Annotated in this window: 12 protein-coding genes; 6 read left to right on the plus strand and 6 right to left on the minus strand. The window is 58.6% G+C overall.

Translation table 11 applies throughout. The annotated features are described in order from the left end of the window. Positions 1-298: 298 nt before the first annotated feature. The gene (gene oprI, locus TU73_RS26185) at positions 299-550 is read left to right on the plus strand and encodes an outer membrane lipoprotei OprI (protein ID WP_003172710.1); all 252 of its coding nucleotides are present in this window, start codon (positions 299-301) and stop codon (positions 548-550) included. Between the two features lie 225 nt (positions 551-775). Here oprI and TU73_RS26190 read toward each other — a convergent pair whose 3' ends face one another. The 3 genes from TU73_RS26190 to TU73_RS26200 all read right to left on the minus strand — a co-directional run bounded on the left by TU73_RS26190 (position 776) and on the right by TU73_RS26200 (position 2,778). Next, positions 776-1,741, minus strand: coding sequence for a L,D-transpeptidase family protein (locus tag TU73_RS26190; RefSeq protein ID WP_057014594.1), 966 nt, complete (start codon positions 1,739-1,741; stop codon positions 776-778). Between the two features lie 79 nt (positions 1,742-1,820). After that, a complete protein-coding gene (locus TU73_RS26195; protein ID WP_003189866.1) occupies positions 1,821-2,114 on the minus strand; it encodes a hypothetical protein in 294 nt (97 codons plus the stop codon). 58 nt (positions 2,115-2,172) lie between these two features. Beyond that, the gene (locus tag TU73_RS26200) at positions 2,173-2,778 is read right to left on the minus strand and encodes an arylesterase (protein WP_057014595.1); all 606 of its coding nucleotides are present in this window, start codon (positions 2,776-2,778) and stop codon (positions 2,173-2,175) included. A gap of 10 nt (positions 2,779-2,788) precedes the next feature. Here TU73_RS26200 and TU73_RS26205 point away from each other — a divergent pair, with 10 nt between their 5' ends. Then, positions 2,789-3,472, plus strand: coding sequence for an ABC transporter ATP-binding protein (locus TU73_RS26205; protein ID WP_057014596.1), 684 nt, complete (start codon positions 2,789-2,791; stop codon positions 3,470-3,472). Further along, a complete protein-coding gene (locus TU73_RS26210) occupies positions 3,472-5,982 on the plus strand; it encodes an ABC transporter permease (RefSeq protein ID WP_057014597.1) in 2,511 nt (836 codons plus the stop codon). The genes TU73_RS26205 and TU73_RS26210 overlap by 1 nt, the downstream gene beginning before the upstream one ends. 37 nt (positions 5,983-6,019) lie before the next feature. Here the strand turns inward: TU73_RS26210 and greB are convergent, their stop codons facing one another. Continuing rightward, entirely contained in the window at positions 6,020-6,499 is a 480-nt protein-coding gene (gene greB / locus TU73_RS26215) for a transcription elongation factor GreB (protein ID WP_043050793.1), read from the minus strand. A 125-nt stretch (positions 6,500-6,624) separates the two neighbouring features. After that, entirely contained in the window at positions 6,625-7,704 is a 1,080-nt protein-coding gene (locus TU73_RS26220; protein ID WP_057014604.1) for a hypothetical protein, read from the minus strand. Positions 7,705-7,946: 242 nt separating this feature from the next. On the opposite strand from TU73_RS26220, the gene TU73_RS26225 reads away from it, so the two are divergent. From TU73_RS26225 to TU73_RS26235, 3 genes are read left to right on the plus strand one after another with little or no spacing between them, the layout of a single operon-like run. Further along, positions 7,947-8,873 (plus strand): ABC transporter ATP-binding protein, encoded by a 927-nt coding sequence (locus tag TU73_RS26225; protein ID WP_057014598.1) that lies wholly within the window; start codon positions 7,947-7,949, stop codon positions 8,871-8,873. Continuing rightward, positions 8,870-9,595 carry an ABC-2 transporter permease gene (locus TU73_RS26230; protein WP_057014599.1) on the plus strand — a complete coding sequence of 242 codons (726 nt, stop codon included), beginning with the start codon at positions 8,870-8,872 and terminating at the stop codon, positions 9,593-9,595. The genes TU73_RS26225 and TU73_RS26230 overlap by 4 nt, the downstream gene beginning before the upstream one ends. Positions 9,596-9,610: 15 nt before the next feature. Beyond that, positions 9,611-11,350 (plus strand): Gldg family protein, encoded by a 1,740-nt coding sequence (locus tag TU73_RS26235; RefSeq protein WP_057014600.1) that lies wholly within the window; start codon positions 9,611-9,613, stop codon positions 11,348-11,350. 4 nt (positions 11,351-11,354) lie between these two features. Here TU73_RS26235 and TU73_RS26240 read toward each other — a convergent pair whose 3' ends face one another. Then, positions 11,355-11,663, minus strand: coding sequence for a hypothetical protein (locus TU73_RS26240; RefSeq protein WP_057014601.1), 309 nt, complete (start codon positions 11,661-11,663; stop codon positions 11,355-11,357). Positions 11,664-12,022: the final 359 nt, after the last annotated feature.

Genomic DNA, 12,022 nt, shown 5'->3' on the forward strand with positions numbered 1-12,022 from the left:
AAGCCGCACGGAACGGAAGTGCCCGCTTCGTTATATAAAATTTCATCTATGTACAAGGCTTCACACATGCGGGCCGGCCCTTTCAGCCTGGATCCAATGCCTGTCGAGATGGAAAAAACTGGACAGTTTTTATACAGATCTCCAAAAGATTAGCCAAAATAGATTCGGCGCAGGATTTTTTTTTGCTTCTTGCGCAACGTCAGTTTACTTACTACAAGTAATGGGTAGTATGTACGCCGGCTATTAGCTCACCCTGAGACAGTAGCCATCTAATTGAAAGTCCTTGAAGGGGAACACGATGAACAACGTTCTGAAATTCTCTGCTCTGGCTCTGGCCGCAGTTCTGGCTACCGGTTGCAGCAGCGTCTCCAAAGAAACCGAAGCTCGTCTGACTGCAACGGAAGACGCAGCAGCTCGCTCCCAGGCTCGTGCAGACGAAGCCTACCGTAAAGCTGATGAAGCTCTGGCTGCTGCCCAAAAAGCACAACAGACTGCTGACGAAGCTAACGAGCGCGCCCTGCGCATGCTTGAAAAAGCAAGCCGCAAGTAATAATCCTTCGGGGTTGTTATCAAGCCGATCCATGTTTGGATCGGCTTTTTTTTGCCTTTGATTTGGCACGCGCCACTTGTTGGTCGTTCCCACGCTCGTGGGAACGATCGGGCAATGTGGGAGCGGGCTTGCTCGCGAAAGCGGTGGATCAGTCAACATCAATGTTTGCTGGGCCGACGTCTTCGCGAGCAAGCCCGCTCCCACAGGGATATTCGCTCAGGCTTATTATTGAAGATCGAGCGGGGTGCTGGACGCCACAGATGCGCCGCCTGGCACACCAATTTCGGTCGGCAAGCCATCCTCGGCGGCGACCACATCACGCACCTGGTCCCAGTTCACCCGCAGGTTATTGGCCAGGTCTTCACGCTTGAGCAAGGCGTTGATCACCGCCGTGTGCTTGTCGACCACGGAAGGGGTGCCGTCATCGTTCAACGGTGTATGGGCCTCAAGGTAGACCTTGCCGCCACTGCTGCCGAACTTGTAGGCATCGTTGATGATGCGCACCGACGTGCCCACCGGCACCATGCCGGCCATCTCCAATACATTGTTATTGAACATGCGGAAGCAACCGTGACTGGTGCGCGTGCCGATACCAAACTTCATGTTGGAGCCGTGGATCAGATAACCCGGCGTGCCGAGGGTGAACTTGAACGGCCCCAGCGGGTTATCCGGGCCGGCAGGCACCACGTTGGGCAACGGGTCACCATTGGCCGCGTGCTCGGCCTTGATCGAGGCCGGTGGCGTCCAGGTCGGGTTTGGCGTCTTGGCGATGATACTGGTGTGGGCGATCGGCGAGCCCCAGCCTTCCCGGCCAATGCCCAGCGGGAAGGTGTAGACGACGTCCTGGCCCTTTGGATAGTAGTAGAGTCGGTATTCCGCCAGGTTGATCACGATGCCTTCCCGTGGCCCGGGCGGCAGGATAAAGCGTGTCGGCAGCACAATCTCGGTCCCCGCGCCCGGCAACCAGGCATCGACGCCCGGGTTGGCCGCGACCATTTCCGAATAGCCCAGGTCATAGGTGGTGCCCAGGTCGGCGAAGGTGTCTTCGTACTTGGCCTTGATCACCTGGACCTGGCCGACAATGTCCTCGCCCGGAGGCGGCAAAGGCAACTGCAAGGCTGCCGCCGAACCGGCCGCACAGAGCGCAGCGAGAGACAGGCAGCAGGTGACGACGGAAAGGCGCGACAACATCCGGAAAATCCTTCGCAAGACGACAGGTAGGTAAAAAATGATTGTATACGGCTTCGCGGCAGCAAGCTTCAAGCTGTTTTTACAGCTCGAAACGCAGCTCCGGCCAGATCGGCGGCGTACCACGCTTTTGCGATTCAAGGATCGCCCGGCACAAGGGGCACAGGCGCTGGTCCTGGAAAATCGAGCGATTCACCGAGGACCAGCGTGGTTGCGCCGGCAGTAAAGTGCCGCAAAGCGTGCGATCGATCGAACCGCCCAACTCCAATTGGCGCGCCACCAGATGCACCCGCACTTCCTGGCAGGCGAACAGATCCAGCTGCTCGTCCGGCTCGATCAGTTGGTAGTTAAACAGGGACCAGGCAGGGCGCGACATCGAGGGCTCCAGATCAGGGGGGCGCCACCTTAGCCGAAAGCCTGCCGGTAGAAAAGCGTCACAGCAGCGGTTTTAGCGTCGGCCAGACATTTTCCAGCAACTTGTCCTGGGCGGCGACTGCCGGGTGCAGTTGATCAGCCTGCATCAGTTCCGGATGGCCACCCACGCCTTCGAGGAAAAACGGAACCAGCGCAGTGTTTTTTTCCTTGGCCAGCGCACCGTAGACTTCGGCAAATGCGGTGGTGTATCGCGGCCCGTAATTGGGTGGCAACTGCATGCCCAACAGCAGCACCTTGGCGCCGCCGGCCTTGGACTGGTCAATCATCGACGCAAGATTTTGTTTCAATTGCGCTGGCGGTTGCCCACGCAAGCCGTCATTCCCCCCAAGCTCGATAACCACCACGTCGGGCTTATGCTCTGCAAGCGCCGCGGGCAGCCGCGCCAGGCCTCCTGCACTGGTGTCGCCGCTGATAGACGCATTGACGACCTTATCGTCGAAACCCTCCTTCTTGAGGCGTTGCTCCAGCAGTGCGACCCACCCTTTGCGGGTATCCAGGCCGAAACCGGCACTGATACTATCGCCAACGATCAGGACTGTACCCGCCGCTGCGTTCTGGGCCATGCACATCAAGGCCAGGCCAGCACTCAAAAACCACATTCGCATCGGATTCTCCATGGGCGCAAGCATTCTCACCGCGCGGAACCTTAGCAAAGTGGTTCCCAGCGCGGAAGGTGAACTGACTATCCTGCACGAACTGAGCCTGGAACTGAACCAGGGCGATAGCCTGGCTATCGTCGGCAGCTCCGGTTCCGGTAAATCCACCCTGCTGGGCCTGCTGGCCGGCCTCGACCTGCCCAGCAGCGGCGAAGTCACCCTGGCCGGGCAAGCCCTGAGCACCCTCGACGAAGACCAGCGTGCGCGCATCCGTGCCGAGCATGTGGGGTTCGTATTCCAATCCTTCCAATTGCTCGACAGCCTCAACGCGCTGGAAAACGTGATGCTGCCGCTGGAACTCGACGGGCGCAAGGACGCCCGCGAGCGTGCCAGGCATCTGCTGGAGCGCGTGGGCCTGGGCCAGCGCCTGACCCACTCGCCACGCCAACTGTCCGGTGGCGAGCAGCAACGGGTCGCCATTGCCCGCGCGTTTGCCGCCGAACCGGACGTGCTGTTTGCCGACGAACCCACCGGCAACCTCGACAGCCATACCGGCGAGCGCATCAGCGACCTGCTGTTCGAACTCAATAAAGAGAGCGGCACGACCCTGGTACTCGTCACCCATGACGAGCGCCTGGCTCACCGTTGCCGACGCCTGATCCGCCTTGAAGCCGGCCTGATGGTCGCGCCCCTGGAGCCTTGATGGCACGCTTGCCGCTGTTGCGCCTGTTCAGCCTTGCCATGCGCCAATTACTGCGCGATGCCCGCGCAGGCGAACTGCGCGTGTTGTTCTTTGCCCTGTTGGTGGCCGTGGCTGCCAGCACCGCCATCGGCTATTTCGGCGCTCGTCTCAACGGCGCCATGCTGCTGCGCGCCACCGAGTTCCTCGGCGCCGACCTGGTGCTCGAAGGCAGCTCGCCGGCCCGCCCCGAGCAAATCAGGTCCGGCACCGAACTGGGCCTGGATCACGCCCGCATCGTCGAGTTCTCCAGCGTTATCGCCACGGACAACGGCATCCAGCTCTCCAGCATCAAGGCGGTCAACGAGCAGTACCCATTGCGTGGGGAGCTGAAAAGCAGCGCCGAGCCCTTTGGTACTGAAAGCCCTGGCGGCGGCCCCAAGCCTGGCGAAGCCTGGGTGGAGGCAAGGCTGTTGACGGCGCTGGACCTCAAGGTCGGCGACAGCATCGATGTCGGCATGAAGACCCTGCGCCTGGCACGCATCCTGACCTATGAACCCGACCGTGCCGGCAACTTCTACAGCCTCACGCCCAGGGTGATGATCAACCTGGCAGACCTGGACGCCACCGGTGTGGTCCAGCCGGGCAGCCGTGTGAGCTACCGCGAACTGTGGCGCGCCCCACAAGGCAGCGCCGTACTGCAAACCTATCGCGACCTGGTCAAGCCGGGCCTCGCTGCCAACCAGCGCCTGCAGGACTCCCGTGACGGCAACCAGCAGATCGGCGGCGCCTTGGGCAAGGCCGAGCGCTACCTGAACATGGCCAGCCTGGTGGCGGTGCTGCTGGCCGGTGTGGCCGTGGCGCTGTCGGCCAACCGTTTCGCCAGTCGACGTTTCGATGCCAGTGCGTTGTTGCGCTGCCTGGGGTTATCGCGACGTGAAGCCATGGTGCTGTTCAGCCTGCAACTGAGCGTACTGGGCCTGCTGGCGAGCCTGGTCGGCGCCCTGCTTGGCTGGCTGGCGCAATTTGGCCTGTTCTATTTCCTGCACGACCTGCTGCCAGCCGACGTGCCACCGGGCGGGTTGCTGCCAGCCGTCGCCGGGATCGGCACCGGGCTGGTCGCCCTCGCCGGCTTCGCCCTCCCCCCCTTGGCCGCGCTGGGTCGCGTACCGCCGCTGCGGGTATTGCGTCGCGATCTGCTGCCGATCCCCTCGAGCACCTGGATGGTCTACGGCGCGGCACTGTTGGCGCTGGGCCTGATCATGTGGCGCCTGAGCCTGGATCTGGTATTGACCTTCGCCCTGCTGGGTGGCGGCGTGGTGGCGGCATTGATCCTGGGCGGCTTGCTGCTGTTGCTGCTCAAAAGCCTGCGACGGTTATTGGCCCGCGCCTCCTTGCCTTGGCGCCTGGGCCTGGGCCAATTGCTGCGTCATCCGCTGGCGGCGGCAGGCCAGTCCCTGGCGTTTGGCCTGATCCTGCTGTCCATGGGGTTGATCGCACTGTTGCGCGGCGAGCTGCTCGACACCTGGCAAAACCAGCTGCCCAAGGATGCGCCCAACTACTTCGCGCTGAATATCCTGCCCGCCGACAAGGAGGCCTTTGGTGCCCGCCTGCTGGACGTACAGGCACAAGCGGCGCCACTGTATCCGGTGGTACCAGGGCGCTTGATCAGCATCAACGGCGAACCTGTGCAGGAGATTGTCAGCAAGGACTCCAGCGGCGACCGTGCCATTCAGCGCGACCTGAGCCTGACCTGGGCTGCCGACTTACCGCCGGGCAATGCGCTGACGGCAGGCGCCTGGTGGTCGGCGCAACCGAGCGATGAGATTCCTGGCGTGTCGGTGGAAGCCAAGGTAGCAGAGAGCCTGAAACTCAAGCTCAACGACCATCTGTTGTTTACCATCGGCGGGGAAAATCGCGAGGCACGGGTCACCAGCCTGAGGACCATCAACTGGGATAACTTCCAGCCTAACTTCTACATGATTTTCCAACCGGGCACCTTGAAGGATCTACCCGCGACCTACCTGACCAGCTTCTACTTGGCGCCCGGTCATGACCAACAGATCGTCGACCTGTCGCGGGCTTTCCCGGCCGTGACCATCCTGCAGGTAGAGGCCCTGCTGGAGCAGTTGCGCAGTATCCTGGCCCAAGTGACCCTGGCAGTGGAATACGTGCTGCTGTTTGTGCTGGCGGCAGGCATGGCGGTGTTGTTCTCCGGCCTGCAGGCCACCCTGGATGAACGCATCCGCCAAGGCGCACTGCTGCGAGCACTGGGTGCCGAGCGTAAGTTGCTGGTCAAGGCCCGGCGTATCGAATTCGGCCTGCTGGGTGCCGTTAGCGGCCTGCTGGCAGCACTGGGGACGGAGCTGGTGACCTGGGTGCTGTACCGCTACGCCTTTGACCTGGCGTGGCATCCCCACCCGTGGTTGTTACTGCTACCCGTGATCGGGGCAGCGCTGATTGGCGCTGCCGGGGTATTCGGGACACGCCGGGCCCTGAATGCCAGCCCGTTGACGGTATTGCGCGAAGGTTGAGGCATGAGGGCTCTTGCTCCGCCCGGAGTGCGAGCCTTCATGCCGGCTTCACGTACTCGATCTTGGTGATCCACCAACACACCTCGCCGCCGGGTGTCTGTACGATTGCCTCGTCGTCCACTTCCTTGCGCAACAGGGCCCGCGCCATGGGTGAGTCAATGGAGATGTAATCCATCCGCTCGTAAATTTCGTCATAACCGACAATGCGAAAGCGCTTGGTCTCACCCTGGTCGTTTTCGATTTCGACCCAGGCGCCGAAAAACACCTTTCCCTCCTGCTCGGGCATGTACTCCACTACACGCATATCTTCCAGGCGTTTACGCAGGTAGCGCACCCGCCGGTCGATCTCACGCAGCAGTTTCTTGTTGTACTGGTAATCCGCGTTTTCGCTGCGATCTCCCAGGGAAGCCGCCCACGTCACTTTGCGAGTGGTGTCCGGACGCTTTTCGCGCCATAGGTAATCCAACTCTTTTTTAAGCGCTTCATGACCTTCTTTGGTAATCAGCTTGGTACTCAAACGCTTGCATCCCCAAACAATGTCCACTGGTGCCGACACGCCAGGACATCATGACCTGGCGCCGACTGGCTGGGCGTGATGATAAATGAACCCTGGAAAGTATCCAGGCCGGCAAGCTTATTGGCTCACCCCTGCCCCTCCAGCACCTGGTCCAGTTCAAGCAGCGTACCCTGCATCCGCTGGCGCATGCCCGAAAGCTGCAACATCATCATCGCCAGTTTTTCGGCCTTCTTGCTGACCTCAAGCCCTTGGTCCTGCAGCTGTGTATGGCGCAGTTCCAATGCACGACTCTTTTCATCCAATTGGCTTTGCTGCTGCTGAAGACGTGCCTGCCACTGTTCGAGCATCGCTTCCTTCTCGAGGACTGCACATTTTTTTTGCGTCAGCTCCTGGGCGACCTTGGCCAGATTGCTCAACGCGCTGTCCATCTCGAGCAAAGAGGTGTGTTCCAGTTGGGCAGGCGGTTGGGGTGGCTCGGGTTCGTACGCCTCGAACTGAGTGTCGTTTTGTTCGTAGAGGGCAGGCGATATGCTGATCTCTTCCTGTACCTCCGGTATGGCCACCAATGACTGGGCCGACTTTTCTGGAGCGGGCTCCTCCTGGGCCAATTCTGCCTGGGCCAATTCCTCTTGGACCGACGCTTCAATGGGATCTTCATCCACAGGCTGCGACGCGGTCTTCGGTGAGCGCGGGTTCCGAGGGGGGGCAACCATTTGCGATGAAAAGCGAATCGACGGCACGATCACCGTATTGCTTTCGATCGCAGGCAACACCGGGGCCGACATACCCAAAGTGATCACCTTCATGACCAATGCCTTCTTGATGATCACCGAGTGATGATCTTCCGGCCTGGCAGGCGGCAACCGACAGCCTTTGAGATCGATGAAATGAAAGGGAACCTTGGCGTCTGCAATCGGGCTGGTCTTCGCGCCTGTGGCAGCTGCCAGCATCAGGATCTGTTTGAAGACCTGCATCGCTGCCTGCAGGTCTTCTTTCGAATCAACGCCCCCCAGAAAATAGCGTTCGAGCTTTTTACGCAACTCCGCGATATAGACCCTGGAGTGGCCGGGCTCGGCCTCTTCATCCAGGCTATACACAAGAAAGTTTGATTCTGTTTGAGCGACAGCAAACGCACACAGCAGCGCGCCGTTAACAGGCTTGTCTTCATCATTACGTTCAAGAACAAGGGTACGTAGAAGCATCATGGTCATCAGGCCTCATTACAAAAAAGAAAACTTTATATAAACATCAGATAAACATCCGAGCATTAATAAGTCTTCATCACGAAAACAATTGTTTCAGTGCATGAACGGGCCGAACGTAGGATTCTTCTTATTAATACTCTATCGCGTTCCCAAGCACCGCCATTGAACGTACCCTTTTTAAAGCTCACTTACACACCGCCGGCGCCCCCTCATACGCCCTGCCAAACTTATTCGGTAAACAGATGATCGAGATAAGCAACCTGACAAGATACCTGGGCAGAAAACAAATAATCAGCAACTTCTCATTCAGCGCCAAGGTGCAGGAATGTGTGGGCGTATTTGGCGAGAGCGGCGCGGGCAAGACAACACTCTTGAGTTTGATCGCCGGTGCGATCAAACCGACCTGCGGGCAAATAAATATCCAGGGTTTCAATACCCAGACCCACTCACTTCAAGCAAGAAAGGCGATCGGCTACCAACCTCAGGGCGGCCTGAGCCACCCTCAGATGACCGTCAAGAACCTGCTCAATTTCATTGCTGCAATTCGAGGCTTCAGGGGGGCCGAAAAACGCAGCCAGGTGGGCATGGCAGCCGCACGGCTGGAGCTGTTACCGATGCTCAATTGTCCCGTCGACCTACTGCCCCTTGGTGTCAAGCGCAGAGTCGCGATTGCCCAGGCCATCCTGCACGCCCCCAGCCTGCTTCTGCTCGACGAGCCTACGGAAGGGCTGTGCCCAGCTGAACGACTCAAGTTCAGGGGGCTGATCCAGTCGCTGACCGAAGACATGACCGTCATCATTGCCTCTCGCCATTACGGCGAACTCGCAGACATCTGCACCCGAGCACTGGTCATCGCCAATGGCAGGCTGATGGCTGACGCATCGCTATCGGAATTGCAACGTAGCTCCCGGCATTTCCGGGCCGTAACCCTGGCCGCAGATTCGCCGCTCGACCTGCTGGCCATGGCGGTCATACCTGGCGTTGCGGGAATAGAAGAGGATCGGGATACACCGGGTACCGTGACCGTCCTGGCCATGCCTGGACACTCTATTTTCCCCTCGATCAACGCGCTCATCGCCCACCGTGGCTGGAACATAACGTCACTGAATCTGGAGCCAGGTCGGCTAGACGATGTCGTTCATCATCTCAGCCAGGAGGCTTCATCTTGAGACAGCTGCCCATCGTATTCAAACGCCAACTCGCCAGTTATGCCTCCTCACCCAGTACCTACCTGAGTGTGGCGGTTTTCCTGGTGCTGTGTGCCGCATTGGGGCTGCATGCCAACCATTGGATGGAGCGTAACAGTAGCGACTTGCAGGCTTTCTTCGAGTTGCACCCGTGGCTCTATCTACTATTGATACCCATTTTGTCGACGCAACTGTGGGCAGATGAACGCGACACCAGTTTTGCCAACACCATGAACACCTTACCCGTCACCACGGTGGAGCGGGTGATCGGTAAGTTCATGGCTGCCTGGGTCGTATGCGGCATTGCCTTGCTACTGAATTTCCCATTGGTGATCGCCGTCAACTACTTGGGCATGGCCGATAACATAGCGATAACGTCACAATTTCTGACCAGTTGGTTATTGGCAGGCAGTTATCTTTCCGTTGGCTGCTTCGTGTGTGCACTTGCACACCAACGCCTTGCCATTTTCCTACTGACGCTGGGCTTGCTGCTGACTGTCAGTGGACTTTCCTCAATACTGGACGCACTTGAACACCAGGCACCGCTTTGGGTCGTCGACAGTTTGATATCCCTTGATCCTATTTTCCGCTTCAGCACAATGGACAGCGGTAAGCTGACACTGCATGACAGCCTGTATTTTATAAGCATGATCCTTGCTTTTCTTTCTGCCACAACCATCACACTCAATTACAAGCACAGCTGAGAAGGAAAGCCACTGATGCGTTCCGCTCTCCGTGCCGGCATGACATTGATCATCACATTGTTGCTTTTCCTGGCCTTCAATCTGGTCTGGCTACCTAAGTTACCGGATATTCACTGGGACTTCACACAACAAAAAATCCATACTTTATCGCCAGCGACAAGGCAACTGCTCACAACACTTGAGGGCCCGGTGGACTTATATTATTTCAATTCGAAGGTCCCTAAAAAAAGCCATGCATTGAAACGTTATAGCCAGCGTGTGGAAGACCTGCTCAAGGCGTTCGAAAAAGCGGCCAATAACAAGATCAACCTGCACATCATTAATCCCGCCCCGTTTTCTGAAGATGCCTATAAAGCCAGCTTGTTTGGCCTTGACGACACCCGCGGCTTCATTGGCCTCATCGGCACACGTGCCGGCCAAGGCACACAACGCATTGAAGCGTTCAACCCCGACACTGAGTCGTTGCTCGAGTATGAAATCAGCCATCTGATCTATAAGTTAATCTACCCCGAACGCCCCACTGTCGGCCTGCTGTCGGGGCTGCCCTTGGCTGCACCTGCCGCAAACGTATTGGAGCAACTGCGCAAGCACTTCAATCTGGTAGAGCTGGTACCGACCCTCACTCAAGTGCCGGCGTCCATAGGCACATTGATGGTGGTACAGCCGTATGCCTTACCGGAGAAGGCCCTGTATGCGATTGAACAATCTGTATTGAGGGGCACCAAACTGATGGTTTTTATCGACCCTGTGAGCGAGATCGGGGCCAATGCCGGCTCGGCAAATGTCCGGTTGAATGCACTGCTCACCGCTTGGGGCATACAGATGCCCGCAGACAAGCTGCTGGTGGATAACCTGTATGCTTCGTCGGCCAAGCCTGGCCCTGGAATACCCACGGTATTGCACCCGGCGAGGCTCCAACTTCCACGTCAGGCAATGGCCGCAGACGATGTCAGCATCTGGAAAGTGAACTCCGTGACCGTGTCGAGCAGCGGTGCACTCTCCCGTGCCGCAAAGAGCCATACCTTCTTCACCCCGCTACTACAAAGTTCACCACAGTCTTCATTATTGGACGCGGGGCGGTTTGCATCGTCGACGGCGCTCGACGCCCTCGTTGAGGAAGCCTCCACGTCGGGGCAGCGCCATGTGATCGCCGCTCGCCTTGAGGGGCCCGCCTATTCGGCATTTCCCGACGGCCTCAAGGGGCAGCCGCCCGGCTTGCAAAAGGCGAAACACATCCAGGTCGTGGTCGTAGCCGACACCGACTTGCTGTCAGACACTGTCAGCAATGCCCACCCCAACAACAACGCGCTGTTTGTATTGAACACATTGGATAACCTGGCGGCTCCCGAAGCGCTCCGGCGCATTCGAGCCCGCGTCATGACGCAACCCCTGCACAGGCTGGAGCCTATGCGCGAAGCCGCCGCACAGGCTTATCGGCAAGGCGCAGGTGAGTTGCAGCGACGACTTGAGCACACCGAACAGGCCTGGCAACGGCTGAATCCACCAGCAACAAGTCTCGGCACCCAGGCGGTGGACCCCAATACCCAGTTGCAGGCTCTCAACAAGGAACGCCTGCGCCTGCCCATTGAGTTGCATGCGCTGAAGGTCCAGGCCTATGCGGCGCTGCATCGATTCGAACGCACATTGAAATGGCTGATGGTCGTCCCGATGCCACTCTTGTTGTGCCTGACTGCCTGGATGCTTTTTCTATACCAACGGCGACGGCGAACAGCCGCGATGACCGCTGCCTGCTGAGCGCTCAGCGACGAGCTATCAGCCCTTGCCGGGCAATGCGCGTCAACTGACGGATCACCTCGTCGGCTTCGCCGACGTTGGGCGCCTGGATGACCGCCAGATCGAAGCTGTTATTGGCAAAACGAGCCAAGGAGTCGCCGTCTTCTACAAACTGAATCAGGAATGCCGAAGGCCGGCCACTACGACGCGGCCAGCCGTCCAGATAACGCAGCAGCGTCGGCTGGTGTTTACCACCCAGGAGTATTTTCGGGTTGCGTTGAGTCAAGGCCGCGGTGATCGGAGCCAGGCGTATAAGAGGGCGTAGTGCATTCATCGTGTCGTGTCTCTGCCTCAAAAGTCTGCGGGCAGGTGAGAGGCAACACCGAACCAGCGCTTTAGCGGTATTTCGAAGTGTGCCCTATGTGAGGGATCATACTTCTGTCGGGCTGCATTGAGTCCCAGTGGCGCCCCGCAATTAGCTGTTTAAATCGGCGCATGTGCAGCATCCTAGAGAAGCCGGTGGGGCAGTGTCAAGAATCCTGCGCAACGAAAAGGCCCGCACATGCGCAATGCTGTTCACTTAAGGATTGTTGACTAATCCTCGGGCAGCAGGAAAATCCGGAATCTGATTAAGGATTCCGGATTTTTTATGTCTGTCGCTCAGGATTTAGGCGCTGTTCTAGACTTTGCCGA

Origin of the sequence: Pseudomonas libanensis (assembly GCF_001439685.1) — a bacterium.
Taxonomy (GTDB): Bacteria; Pseudomonadota; Gammaproteobacteria; order Pseudomonadales; family Pseudomonadaceae; genus Aquipseudomonas; species Aquipseudomonas libanensis.